The following is an 18,062-nucleotide window of genomic DNA, read 5'->3' on the forward strand; positions in this document are numbered from 1 at the left end:
CGCAAGAGCTGTTTCGCAAAGCAATCTTCGCAATCCTCTGTCGCGAGGCGAGGCCTATTCTTATCACCAGAATCACTGCCCGGACATAGAGTCCACTGCGGCCCGCCGAATCAGGCCTGCCGCGGCCGCCAACCCCACAGGGTTGGGCAGGCCCCCGGGCTGCACCCTGTCCAGAAGACGGAGTGAGGTGAGCCGGTGCCACAAGCGCCGAGCACGGACAAAATCTCAAGGGGTGGCCGACGGGCCGCCCTTTTTTATTGCCTGCGAAATAAGTTTCGTGACTGATAATCTCTAGCAGAACCGCCCTGGGCTTTTGCCAGTCTTATGTTCAGGTCCCCCCAATTCGCAGTGAGGAATAGCATGAAGTCGCGCATCTGGCGTATGGCAGGTGTTGGTGTGTTGTGCGTGAGCGTCAGCGCGCAAGTGTTCGCCGATGAGCGAGACGAGAGGCGCCCTCCCCAGCAGGGGGAGCAGGCCGGGGGACAGCGCGAACATGCTCCTGAAGGCCGCAGGGAGAGCAACCAGGGCCATCCGGCGTACCAGCAGCCGGCCCCGCAGCAACCGCGAGTGCAGAACGAAATCATCCGTGGCGACAACAGCCGCCAGTTCGAGCGCAGCCCTCAACATCAGGAAGGGCAGTGGCAGGGACGGCCTCGCCACGAAGCCGAGCAGCAGGGGCGGCCAGCGCCACAACCGGCCCCGAACCTGCCGATCCAGCCGCGTCCGGATACTGTGCGCCAGACCCAGGAGCCACAACGTGGCTATTACCAGGACATCCCCCGGCGCAACGATTACAACCCGCATTGGCAGGCCGGCAATCCGGGTTGGCGCCCAGACAATCGCCACCCCAACGATCATCGCTGGCCGGGTCGTCCTGACGGTCGTGGCAACGGTTGGGGGCCGGGTCCGCAATACCGCCCGGGTTATGTGATCGATCGTTTCCCCGAGCGCAACTTTCGCGTGCCCTATCGTGGCCACGACTACTTTTTCTCGGGTGGCTACTGGTATCGCCCCCAGGGCAGCCGCTATGTGGTGGTGACCCCGCCCTATGGTATCCGCGTGGGCTACCTGCCCGATTACGCGCGGGAAGTGTGGATCGGCAGCGCGCTGTTCTTCCTTGCCGCCGGTGCCTACTACACCTATGAAGCCAACACCCAGGAGTACGTGGTGGTGGAGCCGCCGGCAGGCGTCGCGCCGCCTGCGCCGCAACCGGTTGGCAACGGCTATGACGTGCTGGCCTATCCGGTCAACGGCCAGCCGCCGCAGCAGGTCGATCAGGACCGCTACGACTGTTATCGCTGGGCAGTGCAGCAGAGTGGTTTCGATCCGGCCAGCGTGACGTACCAGCCGGCGCCCGAAGTGGTCCAGGCCTATCGCCAGGCCCAGGGCAATTGCCTGAGCTCACGGGGCTACCAGGTGACCTACTGAGCCCTGGCGGCCCTGACCACTTCCTGCGGGTCGGCGTGCACCAGCACTTCGGCCCGCGGATAGGCCGCGTGGATCGCATCGGCGGCCTGGTCACTGATGCCGTGGGCCACCCTCAGGGTCAGGTCGCCGGGTAGCTCCAGATGCAGCTGGACGAACCAGCGGCTGCCGGAAATCCGTGTCCGCAGGTCATGGGCGCCCAATACTCCGGGGACCGCGCAGGCCAGTTCCAGCATGTGCTGGCTGACCTCGGTCGGCAGTTCCTCGTCCATCAGGACCGAGAAGCTTTCCCGGGCGATCTGGATCGCGCTCCAGAGGATGTACACGGCGATCCCCAGGCCGAACCAGGCATCCACCTGCTGCCAGCCGAAGGCCGCCAGGGCCAGGGCCAGGAGGATGCTGCCGTTGAGCATCAGGTCGGAGCGATAGTGCAGCGAGTCGGCGCGCACCGCGTTGGAGCCGGTGGCCCGGATCACCCGATGCTGCAGCACCAGCAAGGCGCTGGTCAGCACCAGCGACAATACGATCACCCCGATGCTCAGCCACGGTGCCCCGACCGGTTCCGGGTGGTGCAGGCGCTCGACCGCCTGGAAGGCGATCAGTACCGCGCTGCCCGCGATGAACAGCGCCTGGGCCATGCCGGCCAGGGACTCGGCCTTGCCGTGGCCGTAGCGATGGTCGTCGTCCGCCGGACGCAGGGCGTAGTGCACCGCCAGCAGGTTGAGCAGCGAGGTGAAGCCGTCGAGCACCGAGTCGGTCAGGCCCGCGAGCATGCTCACCGAGCCGCTGAGCCACCAGGCCACGGCCTTGGTCAGGATCAGGATGCCGGCCACGGTCACCGAGGCGCGGGTGGCGAGGCGCAGGAGGCGGGCGTGTTCCGGGCTGCCGATCATGGGATTTCCTTGTGTGGCGGGTTCAAGCGGCTGGCTGCAGTCCGTACAGGGCCAGTTGTTGCACGCTGCCCTTGTGCTGGATCAGGCGTGGGTCGTCCAGCGGGAAGTGGCCCCCCAGCTCCTGCTCGAGGATGGCCTGCAACTTGCGCTTGTCGACTGTACCGTCGGCGCCGATGGCCTGCTGGAGTTTTTCCGGGGCGACCTGCGCAGTCTTGCCCGGCTCCAGGTAGATGGCGCCAGTGGCGAAGTCGACGCCGAAGGCGATCAGCCCCGGGATCACGTAGAACAGCAGGCCCACGGCATCCAGCGCCACGATCACCGGGTCGATCTTGCCGTCGATCTGGCCGCGCCGATCAGGAAAGAAGATCGAACCGCAGGCGGTGAGCTGGGTCAGCAGGGTGGTCACCAGGATGCCGCCGATGACACGGTGGGGAATACGCATGGATATCTCCTAACAGGCATGAAGGCCCGGACAAATGGTGCGGGGGCAAGTCTCGTCGATCAGCACTCAGACCATGATCAGCCCCGGGCAGTTCGCCGTTATACTCGCGCCTCTGTTTTGGAGCCAGCATGAAATCCTTGCCGATCGATGAAGTTTTGCCTGCACTGCGTGACGCCCTGGCGACACGCCACGAAGCGGTGCTCGAAGCCCCGCCCGGCGCCGGCAAGACCACCCGCGTGCCCCTGGCGTTGCTGGACCAGGATTGGCTGGCCGGGCAAACCATCCTGATGCTCGAACCCCGGCGCCTGGCCGCCCGTGCCGCCGCCGAGCGCCTGGCCAGCGAGCTGGGAGAAAAAGTCGGGGAAACCGTGGGCTACCGCATCCGCCTGGACAGCAAGGTCGGCCCGCGTACCCGTATCGAAGTGGTCACCGAAGGCATTCTCACCCGGCGCCTGCAGGACGACCCGGCCCTGGAGGGGGTCGGCCTGCTGATCTTCGACGAGTTCCACGAGCGCAGCCTGGATGCCGACCTGGCCCTGGCCTTGAGCCTCAATGGCCGCGAACTGTTCCGTGACGAGCAACCGCTGAAGATCCTGCTGATGTCGGCGACTCTGGAGGGCGAGCGCCTGTCGGCGTTGCTGGACGATGCGCCGATCCTGCGCAGCGAGGGGCGCATGTTCCCGGTGGCCCAGCGCTGGGGCCGGCCGTTCCAGCCTGGTGAGTTCATCGAGCCGCGGGTGGTGCAGGCGGTCCTGGAGGCGGTCCATGACGAGAGCGGCAGCCTGCTGGTGTTCCTCCCGGGCCAGGCGGAGATTCGCCGGGTGCACCAGCAATTGAGCGAGGCCTTGGGCGAGCGTGACGAGATCCTGCTGTGCCCGTTGCACGGCGAACTGGAGCTTGCTGCCCAGCGCGCCGCCATCGATCCGGCGCCGCCGGGCAAGCGCAAGGTGGTGCTGGCCACCAACATCGCCGAGACCAGCCTGACCATCGATGGCGTGCGGGTAGTGGTGGATGCCGGGCTGGCGCGGGTGCCGCGCTTCGATCCCGGCAGCGGCATGACCCGCCTCGATACCCAACGCATCTCCCGGGCCAGCGCCACCCAGCGTGCCGGTCGCGCCGGGCGCCTGGAACCGGGGGTGTGCTACCGGCTGTGGTCGGCGGACCAGCAAGAACAACTGGCCGCCCATGCCAGCCCGGAGATACTCCAGGCCGATCTGGCCGGCCTGGCGTTGCAGCTGGCGCGCTGGGGCGTGACGCCGGGCCAGTTGGCCTGGCTGGATGCGCCGCCCGCTGCGGCCTATGCCCAGGCCCAGGACCTGTTGATGCGCCTGGGCGCGCTCGACGGGGCAGGCAATCTGACCCGCCACGGCCAGGCCATGGCCGAGTTGCCGGCCCACCCACGCATCGCCCATCTGTTGCTGCGTGGCCAGTCCCTGGGGTTGGCGCCGATGGCTTGCGATGTCGCGGCCTTGCTTGGCGAGCGGGACATCTTGCGGGGGGGCGACGCCGACCTGCACAACCGCCTGGTGCTGCTCTCGGGTGAGGCGCGAGCTGCCCGTGGCGCCCAGGGCGGCGTGCAGCGGGCCCGACAACTGGCGCGCCAATACCGCGGCTACCTGCGCGGCCAAGCTGATGCGGCGGTGGCCGATCCCGAGCATCCACGCTGGCTCGGTGCCTTGCTGGCCCTGGCCTATCCCGACCGGGTGGCCCAGCAACGGCGCCCGGGTGGCGCCGAGTACCGCCTGGCCAATGGCCGTGCGGCCCTGTTCAGCGAGTCCGACAACCTGATGAAGCAGCCCTGGCTGGTGATCGCCGACCTGGGCAGCCGCCAGGGCCAGCGTGAGGAGCGGATCTATCTGGCTGCGGATTTCGATCCAGCGCTGTTCGAGACGGTGCTGGCCGAGCAAGTGCGTAACGTCGACCAGTTGGACTGGGACGAGCGTGAAGGCCTGTTGCGGGCAGAAAGACAACGCAAGGTGGGCGAGCTGGTGCTGAGCCGTGAGCCGCTGCCGGGCCTGGACGAAAGCGCCCGTAGCCTGGCCCTGGTCCAGTTGGTGCGGCGCAAGGGCCTGGAACTGTTGCCCTGGACCGCCGAGCTGCGCCAGTGGCAGGCCCGGGTGGCCCTGTTGCGCCAGCTGGAACTGGCCGCCAAGGCTGAAAGCCAGTGGCCGGATGTCAGCGATGCGGCCTTGCTTGAGGGACTGGAACACTGGTTGGCGCCGTACCTGGGCAAGGTCTCGCGCCTGGCCCACTTCGCCAACCTGGACCTGGCCGGCATCCTGCTCGGCTTGCTGCCCTGGCCCTTACCCCAGCGCCTGGACGAGCTGGCCCCGCAGCACCTGAAGGTGCCATCCGGCTCTTCGATCCGCCTGGACTACAGCGAACAGCCGCCGATTCTCGCGGTGCGCCTGCAAGAGCTGTTCGGCCTGGCCGAAACCCCACGCATCGCCGGTGGCCACCAGGCGGTCAAGTTGCACCTGCTGTCCCCCGCCCGACGGCCGGTACAGGTGACCCAGGACCTGGCGAACTTCTGGCGCAGCACCTACGCCGAGGTCAAGAAGGACCTCAAGGGCCGTTATCCCAAGCACTACTGGCCGGATGATCCGCTGATCGCCGAGGCCACTGCCCGGGCCAAGCCGCGCAAGTAAGAGCCTTCCAGGCCCAGCGCACTTGCTTGTGCTGGACCTGGAGGACGGCATCGCGTGGTTTTTTCGCTTCAGGTTTCACCGACGGATCAGAACGCCGCTACCGCGCGGCGCCCGCTCGGCATCGCCCTGGCCGTTTACTGGGCCGGCAGCAGGAAGCGCGCGAGCACCGGCAGATGGTCGGAGATGCGCAGGGTGTCGTCCTGGCGGACCCGCGACCCCACGCGCTTCAGGCGCGGGCTGTAGAACAGGTAGTCGACGGTCCGGTCCGGCCCATCGAGGCCGGGGTCGTTGGGATAGTGGGTCAGCCAGTGCGCGCGGTCGGCACCGCTGGCCTGGGTATTGCTGGGGATCATCGGGTATTTGTCCCACAGCAGGTGCAGGGGGCTGTCGGCACTGTAGGGCGTGCGTTGGTTCTCATCCAGGCGCCGGTACTGGCCCAGGGGCAGCAGGTTGAAATCGCCGCCGATCAGCCAGGGAGTGCCACGGCCTTCCAGTTTGTCCAGGGTCCTGGCGATGGCCGCGACTTGCCGGGCCTGGGTCTCGCCGGCCTGCTGCGCACGCTCCAGGTGGGTATTGAGTACCGCCAGTTGTCCGCCGTCGTTCAGGGGCAGGTAGCTGAGCAACAGGGCGTCTCGCGGCAGGAATTGCCGGCTGATGAAGTTGTGGTCCGCCACCGGCAGTTGCAGGCGCTCGGCGTGTTCGATGCGATAGCGGCTGAGGGTCGCCAGTTGCCGGCCGACGCTGCCGAGGATATGCACAGAGGGAACGAAGTCGGCCTTCCAGTCGTAGGCCCGGGTGCTGCAGGGATAGAGGTCGGCCAGGCGTTCCTGGAGAAGCTTGAGCTGGTCCTGGTAGGCGCTGGCCTTGGCGTTGTCGTCCACTTCCTGGAGCAGCACCAGGTCCGGCTGTTCGTCGCGGATGACCCGGGCCACTTCGTCGAGGCTGAAGGCCATGTCCTCTAGTGTGGGGCGTTCGTCCTGGCCATGGGCCTGGTCGTTCCAGAACACATAGCGCTTGCCGGCCAGGTACTGCAGGTTCCAGGTCATCACCTTCAACGCTTGGCCCGGTACCAGCGGCGCGGCTTCGGCGCTACAGGAAACCGCCAGGGTTTCCTTGGCCTGGGGACGCCAGGTCAGGCTGTAGATCAGACCGGCCAATACCAGGCCGATCAGCAGCAGGCTCAACAGGGTCACGCGAAGTAGACGGATCATCGGCTCGGCTTATGGCGTTGCGGGATGGGGTCCGAGCATAACCGAGTGCGCAGCCGTCCCCCAAGGGGTAGAGCGGCCGCGCCGGGGTTTCAGTGCTTGTCCGGCTGCTGGCTGATCAGCATGAACAGGCGGAACAGCACCACGCTGGTGAACAGCTGGAGGAAGCTGTAGGCGCTGTCGATGGTCAGTGCCACCAGCGGCGTCGGGTCTGGATAGGCGGCTTCGCTCATGCCCTTGAGCAGCCAGAGCGGGGTCATCACGCACAGGATGCACGCCAGGATCCGCAGGAAATGCCCGCGGCTCAGACGAAAGCTCTCGGTGATGGCATTCAGCGGCGATGCCCCCTTGAGTACCAGCAGGTACTCGGCGAAGGCCAGGACCACCATCAGCCACAGGCCCGGCAGGAAATACAGCGACAGCCCCAGCAAGATCAGCAGGGTACTGACCGCCGTCAGCAGGGCGAAGCGTGGCCACAGGCTCAGGCTCATGGCCAAGAGATCGCGGGTCCGGGGCGATTCGCCACGGGTACGGGCATCGAGGAGCAGGATCAGTGCGCCGGTGTACAGCGGATACACCAGCAGGCCGACGATCACGCTGTACCCGGAAAAGGCATTCGGGCCCAGGGCCTTGCCGGCAGCCTGTTGCAGCAGCGCCTCGAGAATCACCAGTGGCAGGCACAGCTGGGCGATGCGCCCGAGGTTGCGTCGAAAGAAATACAGGGAGTCGCGCAGAACGTCTAACGGATTCATCGAAGGGGTCGCAGTGGCGAAGCGGTTGGACACTTTAACCGATGCAGGCCCCGGGGAAGCAAACGTAAACCTTGGGTAAAGACCATTGAAAGTCGACGCACCAACCCCATAACTGTTGCGTATCGCGGTCCCTTCGGACCGTAGAGCGGATTTTTACCGGCAATCTAAAGAGGTCGCCATGAATAGCGAAGAGCAAACCCTGATCGATGGACTGTTTTCACGGTTGCAGCAAGCCGAAACGGATTCAGCCCCGCGTGATGCCCAGGCCGAGGCGCGGATCAAGGAGCATCTGACCCGCCAGCCTGCGGCCGGGTATTTCATGACCCAGGCGATCCTGGTGCAGGAGGCTGCCCTCAAGAGCCTCGACGAACAGAACAAGCAACTGACCCAGCAAGTCCAGCAACTGCAGGCCCAACTGCAACAGGCCAAGTCCCAGGCGGCTCCGGCCCCGGCCTCGAGTGGCGGGTTCTTGTCGAGCATCTTCGGTGGCTCCCGCGAAGCGCAACCGGCCCCGACCCCAGCCGCGAGCCCGGCGCCATCTTCCGGCGGTGGCTGGCGTGAGCCGCCACGCTCGGGCTTTGGCGCGCCCCAGCAGAATTTCGGTGCGCCCCAGCAGGGGTTCGGCGCTGCGCCGCAACAGAACTACGCGCCGCAGCAGGCGCCAGCGGCTGGCAGCAGTTTCCTGGGTGGCGCGCTGAAGACCGCCGCCGGTGTCGCAGGCGGTGTGATGCTGGCCCAGGGCATCAGCAGCCTGTTCCACAGCAACCAGCAGCCCCAGGAAGTGGTCGAAGTCATCAAGGAAGAACCGGCGCCGGCCAGCGACAACAGCGGCTGGGGCAATGACGAACAGCGTTATGCCAACAACGACTCCTGGGGCGGCAACGACCAGGGCGGCTTCAACGACGCGGGCTACGACAACGACGACAGTTCGTTCTTCTCCGACGACGATTCCTTCGTCTGACCTACCATCGGTCCGGGGCCACAACATGCCCCGGGCCGATAATTCGCGGAACAATCCCTGGCGCTGGCATACTGGACGACTTTTCCGACCCCAAGGGTCGATCCAGTTGCCGTGCTGCAGCGCCATGAGGATTAGCGGTGAAAAAAATCGCCCTGTTCGCCGATGTCCAAAACCTCTACTACACCGTGCGCCAGGCTTATGGCTGTCACTTCAACTACGCGGCGCTGTGGGCCGATATCAGCAAGCACGGGCAGATCGTCCAGGCCTATGCCTATGCCATCGACCGCGGTGACAGCAAGCAGCAGCAGTTCCAGCAGATCCTGCGCAACCTGGGCTTCACGGTAAAACTCAAACCCTACATCCAGCGCAGCGATGGCTCGGCCAAGGGCGACTGGGACGTGGGTATCACCATCGACATCATGGACGCCGCCAGCCAGGTGGATGAAGTGGTGCTGGCCTCCGGCGACGGCGATTTCGACCTGTTGCTGGAGCGCATCATCCACAAGCATGGCGTCAGCGCGGTGGCCTACGGAGTGCCGGGGCTGACCGCCAATTCGCTGATTCGCGCCGCCAGCCGCTATGTGCCGATCGAAGGCGCCTTGTTGTTGAAAAGCTGAAAACAGATTCATACGGAGCAAAACAGGTTTGGAACGCATTGCCGTCATCGACTTCGAAACCACCGGGCTTTCCCCGAGCAGCAGTTGCCGGGCCACCGAGATCGCCGTAGTGATCCTCGAACAGGGGCGCATCGTCGAGCGTTACCAGAGTCTGATGAATGCCGGCGTGCGGGTACCGGCGTTCATCGAGCAATTGACCGGCATCAGCAACGCCATGCTGCGCGGGGCTCCCTCGGCGGAGCAGGTGATGAACGAAGTCAACGAGGTCGTCGGCACCACGCCGCTGGTGGCGCATAACGCCGCCTTCGACCAGAAGTTCTGGGATTTCGAGCTGGGGCGGATCCGGCGCACCCGGTTGCAGAACTTCGCCTGTTCCCTGCTGCTGGCCCGGCGCCTGATGCCGGCGGCGCCGAACCACAAGCTGGGCACCCTGACCGCCTACGCCGGCCTGCCGCATACCGGCCAGGCCCACCGGGCCATGGCCGACGCCGAGATGGCGGCCAACTTGCTGGTGCACCTGGCGGGCGAACTGCGCGATACCCACGGCCTGCACCAGTTGTCCCACGATTTCTTGTGCAAGTTGCAGAAGGTTCCGGCGGCCAAGGTGTCCGAGCACTTGCGGCGCCATCGCTGACGCGCCGCAAGCCCCATCGGAATCTGCGGCCGCTGCGCAGTGGCCGTGGCTCGACGCTATAGGTCAACGCTGCTTCGTGTAGCCGCTGCCGCAGGCTGCGTACGGGCACGAAGTGGCCGCAGGGATCGAGGCCTGCTCAAGCAAGGCCCTGCGGGCCTTCGCGCAGCCTCGCCTTGGCTCGACAGCGGCTACAGGCCAATGGTGGATCAGGTGGAAGGTTTGCCGTTGCTGTCCAGGTGCCCCAGGGGCAGGCGCCGTTCAATGGCGCTGGAGAGCACGATGGAGGTCTTGCTGAAGCCGAACTGGGCGACGCGGTTGATCAGCTCTTCCAGCTCCGGCATCGAACCCACGGCGGCCTGCATGATCACGCAGGGATCGCCCGTGACCCGGTGGCATTCGGTGAGTTGCGGGATCTTGATCAGTTCGTCATAGCTTTTCTGGTTGCCGTGCTGGGCCAGGCGCAGTTCGATGACGCACTGGATCGGCAACCCCAGCTTGTTCATGTCGACCTTGGCCTGGTAGCCGGTGATCACGCCGCTGGCTTCGAGCTTGGCGACCCGCTCGGCCACGGCAGGTGCCGAGAGGTTGACCTTGCGCGCCAGCTCGGCATAAGTCGCCCGGCCGTTTTCCAGCAGTTGGGCCAAGAGCATGCGGTCATACTTGTCCATGGAAGGCTCCAAAACATCCTGGCTTTCGAAAGCAAGGTATATAGCCCCGAACTCCATGTTTTGGAAAGTGTACTGCTCTTAAAAACAAGTTTTGTAACTTAAGCTTGCCCCGTTCGGCTTTCTACAATGGGCCCTCCCTGCCTGCCTCCCGAGCCGTATCCCATGCCTGGCCAAAGCCGCTTTCCCTTGCCGTTGATCGCTGCATTCTTTGCCCTCTACGTGATCTGGGGGTCGACCTACCTGGTGATCCGCATCGGTGTCCAATACTGGCCACCCTTGATGCTTGCCGGTATCCGCTTCGTACTCGCCGGCAGCCTGATGTATGCGTTCCTGCGCTGGCGTGGAGTCCCGGCGCCCACCTGGGCGCAATGGAAGGCCGCCGGGATCATCGGCATCCTGCTGCTGAGTTTCGGCAACGGTGCGGTGACGGTCGCCGAGCACCTGGGCGTGGCTTCCGGAGTGGCGGCCCTGGCGGTGGCCACGGTGCCGTTGTTCACCTTGCTCTGCGGTTATTTCTGGGGCACGCGCAATACCCGCCTGGAGTGGGCCGGCATCATCCTCGGGATGATCGGCATCGGCATGCTGAACCTGGGTTCCAACCTGCAATCGAGCCCCCTGGGCGCGGCCCTGTTGCTGTTCGCCGCAGCGGCCTGGGCCTTCGGCTCGGTCTGGAGCAAGCATTTGCCTCTGCCCCAGGGGGCCATGGCCAGCGCCGCGGAAATGCTCGTCGGTGGTGTAGTGCTGCTGCTGGGCAGCCTGCTGCGCGGCGAGCACCTGGAAGCCATGCCCGCCCTGGAGGGCTGGCTGGCGCTGGCCTACCTGGCAGGCTTCGGTTCGATCGTCGCTTTCAATGCCTACATGTACCTGCTCAAGCACGTACGCCCGGCGGCGGCCACCAGCTATGCCTACGTCAACCCCGCGGTGGCGGTGTTGCTGGGCATCGTCTTCGTCGGCGAGAGCATCGGCTTCGAAGAAGCGCTGGCGATGCTGGTGATCATCAGCGCCGTGGTGTTGATCGGCCTGCCGCAATGGCGCAAGCCCAAGGCCGTGGCCCGGGAAGAGGCCGCCTGATTATGGCGGCGTCGGCTGGCTGGCCAGGTGGCGTTCGAGAAAACCGCCGATGACCTGGACCGCTTGCTGGTGAATCGCTTCGCGGCCGCGCTTGTCGCCGTCCCGGCAGATGATTTCATCCTCGGGGTCATCTGCCCTGAGCAGGGCCGTGGCTCCCGGCTTGCAGAGCTGCATGAAGCTGAAATGGCTGGCATCGGCGACCACCAGCAGGCTTGAGGTGGCCGGCGGTAGGTTGGCTTGCAGATAACCCGACTCCTGTTCCACCGGCATGCCGGCAATGTTCACCCCGGCGCCCAGGATCAAGGTCGGCGTCTGTACCGCGGCCAGGCTCTGTGGGGTAAATCCGCGGACCAGTCCCGGATCCAGGGAAACCACTGCCTTGATTCGCGGGTCGCGCAGGTCGGCACTCAGCTGGCCCTGGTTGCCTGCAGCGATGCCCAGTTCCGCAGCCAACCCGCACAGGCGCGGATTGGGATGCAGTCGGCATTCCTCGAGGAAGCGTTGCGGGCTGTAGCGGGCGCCGGCCAGGGCGGTGACCGTCCAGCCGCCCAGGGAATGGCCGATGGCGGCGATACGCTGCAGATCGACGGCGCCGGCCAGGCTGCTGTCGGCAGTGAGCGTGTCGATCACCCGGCTCATATCGTGGGGGCGCTCCCAGAGCTTGGCCGCTTCTGCCGGGCGTCGGTCGAAGGTCGTGGTGCCAGGGTGGTCTGGAGCTGCGACCACATAGCCCTGGTTGACCAGGCTCGGTACCAGCCAGCTGAGGTTGCGCCAGCTGCCGCGATAGCCGTGGGACAGGACCACCAATGGGTGGGCCGCCGGGTCAGGCGAGGCATCCTTGATGGCGGGCAGGCCCTGGAAGACCGGGGTCTCTGCGGATGTCAGCAGCGGCGCGGGTGTCTCGGTGGGATACCAGAGGGCGACATGCAGTGGGCGTTGGCCACTGGCATCCGCCACGGTGATTTCACGGAAACCGATGAGTTCGGCAGCTCCGGCAAGGGGGAGGAACAGGGCCAGAGACAGGCCCGCGAGCATCCGTGCGGACAGGGCGATATTGCGCATTGGGACTCCATGTACAAAGGACGCCGGGTACCCGGCGTTGTGGTTTCAGCGCGAAGGAATCACTCGAGGCCGATAAGCAGCGCTATCGCGAAGACCACCGCCGCCAGGGCCAGGCAAAACAACAGGCTGATTCCCGCCACTGGCCATAACGAGACGAAGTTGCCGCCGTTGGCCTTGTGGTCCACCACCTGGGGGCCGAACAGTTGGCGCGCGTAGGCGTTCATCCCGTAGATCTGCGGCAGGATGAAGACCACGGCGGGAACGTTATCCGGAAGGAAAAAGCCTGCCAGGGTCATGGCCAGGAAGACACCGATGCCCATGGTCCAGGCTTTCCTCACCTCAGCCTCGCGCCCCAGTGCCTTGAGGTTCCGGCTGATGAAATAGGCTCCCGCGATGGCGGTGCCGAGGAAGGTGCTCAGGCCGATGGCTGCGACACTGTAGAGGCGCAGGTTCTGATCGACGGTCGGGGCGATCCGCAGTTCGGCGGCGGGGGCCTGGAACGGATTTTCTTGGTCCATGCGAGGTGAGACTCCTTGAGGGGGGAGGGCCGAGAAGATGTCCAGTGCGCAGGGCGCGGGGCATTCTTTTTGGGCCGGCTGGGGGGCGAGCATACACGCTCCCGGGCCGGCGGGCATGGTCCGTAAGTGGGGCCGTGAATTAGGGTAAACTGCCGCCCATTGCATTCCTGTGCTGACTCTTTCCTACGGTATCCCCATGACATTCGCCACTCTCGGCCTGATCGAACCCTTGCTGCGCGCCCTTGAACCCCTTGGCTACCAGACCCCGACCCCGGTGCAGGCCCAGGCGGTTCCGGCGGTGCTGGCCGGTTGCGACCTGATGGCCGCAGCCCAGACCGGCACCGGCAAGACCGCCGGTTTCGCCCTGCCGCTGTTGCAATTGCTGACCCTGGAAGGTCCGAAGGTCGACAGCAATTCGGTGCGGGCGCTGATCCTGGTGCCAACCCGCGAGCTGGCCGAGCAGGTCCACGACAGCGTGCGCCAGTACGCCGAACACCTGCCGCTACGCACCTACGCGGTGTATGGCGGAGTCAGCATCAACCCGCAGATGATGAAGCTGCGCAAGGGTGTCGACCTGCTGGTGGCGACACCTGGCCGCCTGCTGGACCTGTTCCGGCAGAACGCGGTGAAGTTCGGTCAGTTGCAGACCCTGGTGCTGGATGAGGCCGACCGCATGCTCGACCTGGGGTTTTCCGAAGAGCTCAAGAGCATCTACGCAGCCCTGCCGAAAAAGCGCCAGACCTTGCTGTTCTCCGCGACGTTCTCCGATGCCATCCGCCTGTTGGCCGGGCAGATGCTCAATGACCCGCTGAGCATCGAGGTCAGCCCGCGCAACGTCGCCGCCAGCACGGTCAAGCAATGGGTGGTACCGGTGGACAAGAAGCGCAAGCCGGAACTGTTCAGCCACCTGCTGCGCAAGAACCGCTGGAAGCAGGTGCTGGTGTTCGCCAAGACCCGTAACGGCGTGGATGCCCTGGTGGAGAAACTCCAGGGCCAGGGCGTGAATGCCGACGGCATCCACGGCGACAAGCCCCAAGCCACGCGCCAGCGTGCTCTGGACCGGTTCAAGCTGGGCGAGATCCAGATCCTGGTGGCGACCGATGTGGCGGCCCGCGGCCTGGACATCGAGGATCTGCCGTTGGTGGTCAACTTCGACCTGCCAATCGTCGCCGAGGACTACGTCCACCGCATCGGCCGCACCGGGCGTGCCGGTTCCACCGGTGAAGCGATTTCCCTGGTTTGCGCCGATGAAGTGAACCTGCTGTCGGCGATCGAAATGCTTACCCGCCAGACCCTCAAGCGCCATGAGGAACCAGACTTCGAGCCCGAGCACCGGGTGCCCGAGACCGACGCCAGTGGCCAGGTGGTGAAGAAGCCTAAAAAGCCGAAGAAGCCCAAGGCTGCCGGTGGCGCCGGCAAACGCAACCTGGGGCGTTGGGTCGATAGCGGCGAAGTAGCCGCCGAGCCTGCGGTGAAGCCGGTGCGCAAGGTGCCGGCCTTCAACACCGGCCCGCGCAAGCGCAAGCCGTAAGCACCGCGGTCAGTTGCCGGCGGCAGGTCCCAGCTATTTGGCCAGGGGCCTGCGGGGCTCGGCTAGCCATTGGAGGATGCCGTGCCCGGCCCGGCGTCCGCTGGCGAAGCAGGCGGTCAACAGGTAGCCGCCGGTGGGGGCCTCCCAGTCGAGCATTTCTCCGGCGCAGAACAGCCCAGGCTCCTGCCGGATCATCAAGCGTTCATCCAGTGCTTCGAAACGTACGCCGCCGGCACTGCTGATGGCTTCGTCCAGGGGGCGGGGCTTCACCAGCGCCAGCGGGAGGGCCTTGATCGCCGCCGCGAGGCTGGCCGGATCATTGAAGGTCGCGGCCGGTGTCAGCTCCCGCAGCAAGGCGGCCTTGACGCCATCGATCCCCAACTGGCTATGCAAGTGCTTGGCCATCGAGCGCGAACCACGAGGCTTGGCCAGGGCCGCCTGGACCTTGTCCCGGGGCTTGCCCGGCAGCAGGTCGATATGAATGGTGCCTTGGCCGTGCAGGTTGATCGCTTCACGGATCGAGGCCGAAAGGGCATAGATCAGGCTGCCCTCGATACCCTTGGCGGTGATCACGCATTCCCCCAGCCGTGGCGTGTCGTCGTTCAAGCCGATAGCGACATTCTTCAATGGCGCCCCGGCGAACTTGCTCTGCAGCAACTCGCTCCAGGTACTGACCTCGAAACCGCAGTTGCTCGGCTGCAGCGGCGCTACCTCGACCCCGCGTTGCGCAAGCAACGCCATCCAGGCGCCATCGGAGCCCAGGCGTGCCCAACTGCCGCCGCCCAGCGCCAGTAGCACCGCGTCGGGGCGTACCGCGCTTTCACCCTCGGGATGCTGGATACGCAGGCTGCCGTCGGCATTCCAGCCGAGCCAGCGATGCCGGGTGTGGATAACCACCCCGGCCTCGCGCAGGCGCTTGAGCCAGGCGCGCAGCAAGGGCGCGGCCTTCATGTCGCTAGGAAACACCCGGCCGGAGCTGCCGACGAAGGTCTCGATCCCCAGCTCGTGAATCCACTGGCACAGGGCCTGGGCATCGAAGTCGCGCAGCCAGGGGGCGATTTGCGGCGCTCGTTCGGCATAGCGCGAGAGAAAGGCCGGATAGGCTTCGGAATGGGTGATGTTCATGCCGCCCACGCCCGCCAGGAGGAACTTGCGTCCGACCGAGGGCATGCCGTCATACAGATCGACCCGGACTCCCGCCTGGCTCAGGACCTCGGCAGCCATCAGGCCGGCCGGGCCGCCACCGATGATGGCAACGTGGTGGGACAAGGAGGAAGGGGATCGAGTCATGGCGGGGCGGTGCTGGTGGAATGAGCCGCGCATTCTACCCGAGCCATGGCCGGGCTGCCCGCTGATGAAGCTGGCCGGACACCCGCCGCCACGCGATGGATCCTGTGGCTGCGGGTCTCCGGCCGGTCTCAGCCGGAAGCCGGATCCGGCGTCAGGCCATGGACCGGTATATCCAGCAGGCCTAGCAGTCGCTGGTTGATTTCCTGGGCATCGAACTTCTCCTGGGCCATGCGATAGCTTTCCCGGCCCATTTTCTCCAGGTATTCGGGGTGTTCGATCAGGAACAGCATCTTTTCCGCCAGCACTTGTGCCGACCAGCGTGGTACCAGGAAACCGTTGACTCCGTCGACTACGGTTTCACGGCAGCCGGGGACATCGGTAGTGATGACGGTCCTGCCCACCGCCATGGCTTCCTGGGTGCTCCTGGGCACTCCTTCGCGATAGTAGGAGGGCAAGACGAACACATCGGACTCGGTGATCCAGTCCACGACATTGGACACGTGCCCCGGATGTACCACCAGGCCATCCTCCACCAGTTGCTTGAGAGTCGTGGCAGTGAGTCCTCCTGGGTTTTCCTCGTCCAGGCCGCCCAGCATGACGAAACGGGTTTCGGGATAGCGGCTTTTCACCAGGCGCGCGGCGGCGACGTATTCGTTCACGCCTTTCTCGGCGAGCAGGCGTCCGATGAACAGGAACGACAGGGCCGCTCCGGCGGGAGATGGCGAATAGGGGTAGTCCCGGAGATTGAGGCCGATGGCTCCCAGTACATCGACCTGCTTCACATGGATCCGGTATTTGTCGACCAGGTCCACCGGATCATCGGGGTTGAGGAAAATGATCCTCTCCAGGAACGGAAAGGACAGGCGATAAAGCAACGCCTGCACCTGGCGCAGGATTCTCAGCTTGAAGCCGGTTCCCCCAGGAGTGTCGGTGAATACGTACCCCAGCCCTTCGAGCATGCCGATCCGTCGCTTCACGCCTGCCAAGACGGCGGCGAAAGTGCCGAAGATCACCGGCTTGGAAAAGTACGAAAAGACCAGGTCCGGGCCGATCTTCTTCAGGATCCTGGCCAGTTTGAAGGTGTTGGATACATCCGAAAACGGGTTCAGGCCGGCGCGGCTGAAGTCATAGTCAACGGTAATGGCACCGAGCGCCTGGACCTTCTGGCGGCTACTTGCGTCGTAGTCCAGTGCCAAGGCATGGACTTCATGGCCAGCCGCGACCAGGGCCTTGATCAGGTCGGCACGAAAGCCATAGACACATGAGGCACTAGTGCCGACCAGCGCAATCTTCATTGTGTAATTACCTGTAGCCATCTGGATTGTTCGACTGCCAACGCCATGTGTCTTCCATCATTTCCCGGAGCCCGAGCTCCGCCTTCCAGCCTAGTTCCCGTTGGGCCTTGGAGGAGTCCGACCAGCACTGTGCGATATCTCCTTGCCGGCGGGGGGAGAGCACGTAGGGTATGGTGCGTCCGGAAGCCTTCTCGAATGCCTGGAGCATTTCCAGCACCGAGTAGCCGACACCTGTTCCCAGGTTCCAGACATCGATTCCGCTATGGGCGCAGACGTAGTCGACGGCCGCCAGGTGTCCCTTGGCGAGATCGACGACATGGATGTAGTCGCGCACGCCGGTTCCATCCGGGGTGGGATAGTCATGGCCATAGATGGAGAGTTTTTCCAGCTTGCCCACCGCGACGCGGCTGATATAGGGCAGCAGGTTTTCCGGGACCCCGTTGGGGTCTTCGCCCAGTTGCCCGCTGTGATGAGCTCCGACCGGGTTGAAATAGCGCAGCAGGGCCACCGACCAGCGCGGATCGGCGGCGGCCATGTCTTGCAGGATCTTCTCGACCATCAGCTTGGAAGTGCCGTAGGGGTTGGTCGGGGTCCCCGTGGGGCAGGTCTCCAGCAGAGGCACCTGTTGCGGGTCGCCATACACAGTGGCCGATGAGCTGAAGACCAGGCGGAACACGCCTGCCGCGGCCATCGCCTGGCACAGGGTAACGCTACCGCCGACGTTGGTCTGGTAGTAAGCCAGGGGTTGCCGGACACTCTCACCCACGGCCTTCAGCCCGGCGAAATGCAGGACCGCATCGATTTGATGGGTGGCGAAGACATGATCGAGAAGGGACCGGTCGCAAACGTCGCCCTGGATGAACACCGGCGTTTTTGCGGTTAGTTGCTGGACACGTTCTACCGACAACATCGAGCTGTTGCACAAGTTGTCCAGTATTACTGCTTCGTGACCAGCCTGAAGCAACTCCAATACCGTGTGTGAGCCGATATAGCCTGCGCCGCCAGTTATCAAGAATCGCATGTTACTGATCTCGTTCTAAATGTGTG

General features: G+C 65.0%; 17 protein-coding genes. 7 read left to right on the forward strand and 10 right to left on the reverse strand.

The window, feature by feature from the left end:
* The first annotated feature begins 360 nt into the window (after positions 1–360).
* Complete coding sequence (locus GDH07_RS29670) at positions 361–1,428, forward strand: DUF6515 family protein (RefSeq protein ID WP_152899630.1); 1,068 nt, start codon at positions 361–363, stop codon at positions 1,426–1,428.
* Here the strand turns inward: GDH07_RS29670 and GDH07_RS29675 are convergent.
* Together GDH07_RS29675 and GDH07_RS29680 are read right to left on the reverse strand one after the other, a co-directional pair.
* Entirely contained in the window at positions 1,422–2,318 is an 897-nt protein-coding gene (locus GDH07_RS29675; RefSeq protein WP_022641173.1) for a cation diffusion facilitator family transporter, read from the reverse strand. The two genes, GDH07_RS29670 and GDH07_RS29675, sit on opposite strands and share 7 nt — an antisense overlap.
* Before the next feature lie 22 nt (positions 2,319–2,340).
* Positions 2,341–2,760 carry a hypothetical protein gene (locus GDH07_RS29680; protein ID WP_022641172.1) on the reverse strand — a complete coding sequence of 140 codons (420 nt, stop codon included), beginning with the start codon at positions 2,758–2,760 and terminating at the stop codon, positions 2,341–2,343.
* A 128-nt stretch (positions 2,761–2,888) separates the two neighbouring features.
* Between GDH07_RS29680 and hrpB the strand changes: the two genes are divergently transcribed.
* Positions 2,889–5,408, forward strand: coding sequence for an ATP-dependent helicase HrpB (hrpB, locus tag GDH07_RS29685; protein WP_152899631.1), 2,520 nt, complete (start codon positions 2,889–2,891; stop codon positions 5,406–5,408).
* 134 nt (positions 5,409–5,542) lie between these two features.
* Here the strand turns inward: hrpB and GDH07_RS29690 are convergent, their stop codons facing one another.
* Positions 5,543–6,619, reverse strand: coding sequence for an endonuclease/exonuclease/phosphatase family protein (locus GDH07_RS29690; protein ID WP_152899632.1), 1,077 nt, complete (start codon positions 6,617–6,619; stop codon positions 5,543–5,545).
* Positions 6,620–6,708: 89 nt separating this feature from the next.
* Positions 6,709–7,368: a YciC family protein gene (locus tag GDH07_RS29695; RefSeq protein WP_022641161.1), complete on the reverse strand. Its 660-nt coding sequence runs from the start codon at positions 7,366–7,368 to the stop codon at positions 6,709–6,711.
* Positions 7,369–7,546: 178 nt separating this feature from the next.
* Between GDH07_RS29695 and GDH07_RS29700 the strand changes: the two genes are divergently transcribed.
* The 3 genes from GDH07_RS29700 (at position 7,547) to GDH07_RS29710 (ending at position 9,580) form a co-directional block, all read left to right on the forward strand.
* Entirely contained in the window at positions 7,547–8,329 is a 783-nt protein-coding gene (locus GDH07_RS29700; RefSeq protein ID WP_152899633.1) for a DUF2076 domain-containing protein, read from the forward strand.
* A gap of 137 nt (positions 8,330–8,466) precedes the next feature.
* Entirely contained in the window at positions 8,467–8,946 is a 480-nt protein-coding gene (locus tag GDH07_RS29705) for an NYN domain-containing protein (RefSeq protein WP_022641159.1), read from the forward strand.
* Positions 8,947–8,974: 28 nt separating this feature from the next.
* Positions 8,975–9,580, forward strand: a complete 606-nt coding sequence (locus tag GDH07_RS29710; RefSeq protein ID WP_152899634.1) for a 3'-5' exonuclease — start codon at positions 8,975–8,977, stop codon at positions 9,578–9,580.
* A gap of 206 nt (positions 9,581–9,786) precedes the next feature.
* On the opposite strand, the gene GDH07_RS29715 is transcribed toward GDH07_RS29710, so the two are convergent.
* Positions 9,787–10,248, reverse strand: coding sequence for an Lrp/AsnC family transcriptional regulator (locus GDH07_RS29715; protein WP_053134750.1), 462 nt, complete (start codon positions 10,246–10,248; stop codon positions 9,787–9,789).
* A gap of 162 nt (positions 10,249–10,410) precedes the next feature.
* Between GDH07_RS29715 and yedA the strand changes: the two genes are divergently transcribed.
* Positions 10,411–11,319, forward strand: a complete 909-nt coding sequence (gene yedA / locus GDH07_RS29720) for a drug/metabolite exporter YedA (protein WP_152899635.1) — start codon at positions 10,411–10,413, stop codon at positions 11,317–11,319.
* Here yedA and GDH07_RS29725 read toward each other — a convergent pair whose 3' ends face one another.
* Positions 11,320–12,381, reverse strand: a complete 1,062-nt coding sequence (locus tag GDH07_RS29725; protein WP_152899636.1) for an alpha/beta hydrolase family protein — start codon at positions 12,379–12,381, stop codon at positions 11,320–11,322.
* Between the two features lie 59 nt (positions 12,382–12,440).
* Positions 12,441–12,899, reverse strand: a complete 459-nt coding sequence (locus tag GDH07_RS29730; protein WP_022641154.1) for a hypothetical protein — start codon at positions 12,897–12,899, stop codon at positions 12,441–12,443.
* Between the two features lie 196 nt (positions 12,900–13,095).
* On the opposite strand from GDH07_RS29730, the gene rhlE1 reads away from it, so the two are divergent.
* On the forward strand, positions 13,096–14,430 hold the full coding sequence (gene rhlE1 / locus GDH07_RS29735; RefSeq protein ID WP_152899637.1) for an RNA helicase RhlE1: 1,335 nt from the start codon (positions 13,096–13,098) through the stop codon (positions 14,428–14,430).
* A gap of 33 nt (positions 14,431–14,463) precedes the next feature.
* On the opposite strand, the gene GDH07_RS29740 is transcribed toward rhlE1, so the two are convergent.
* The 3 genes from GDH07_RS29740 to galE form a co-directional block, all read right to left on the reverse strand.
* Positions 14,464–15,720: a TIGR03862 family flavoprotein gene (locus tag GDH07_RS29740; protein ID WP_053134947.1), complete on the reverse strand. Its 1,257-nt coding sequence runs from the start codon at positions 15,718–15,720 to the stop codon at positions 14,464–14,466.
* Between the two features lie 128 nt (positions 15,721–15,848).
* Positions 15,849–17,015 (reverse strand): glycosyltransferase family 4 protein, encoded by a 1,167-nt coding sequence (locus tag GDH07_RS29745; protein WP_152899638.1) that lies wholly within the window; start codon positions 17,013–17,015, stop codon positions 15,849–15,851.
* Positions 17,016–17,022: 7 nt separating this feature from the next.
* Positions 17,023–18,036 (reverse strand): UDP-glucose 4-epimerase GalE, encoded by a 1,014-nt coding sequence (galE, locus tag GDH07_RS29750; protein WP_152899639.1) that lies wholly within the window; start codon positions 18,034–18,036, stop codon positions 17,023–17,025.
* Positions 18,037–18,062 lie beyond the last annotated feature (26 nt).

The organism is Pseudomonas piscis (assembly GCF_009380155.1).
Classification (GTDB): Bacteria; Pseudomonadota; Gammaproteobacteria; order Pseudomonadales; family Pseudomonadaceae; genus Aquipseudomonas; species Aquipseudomonas piscis.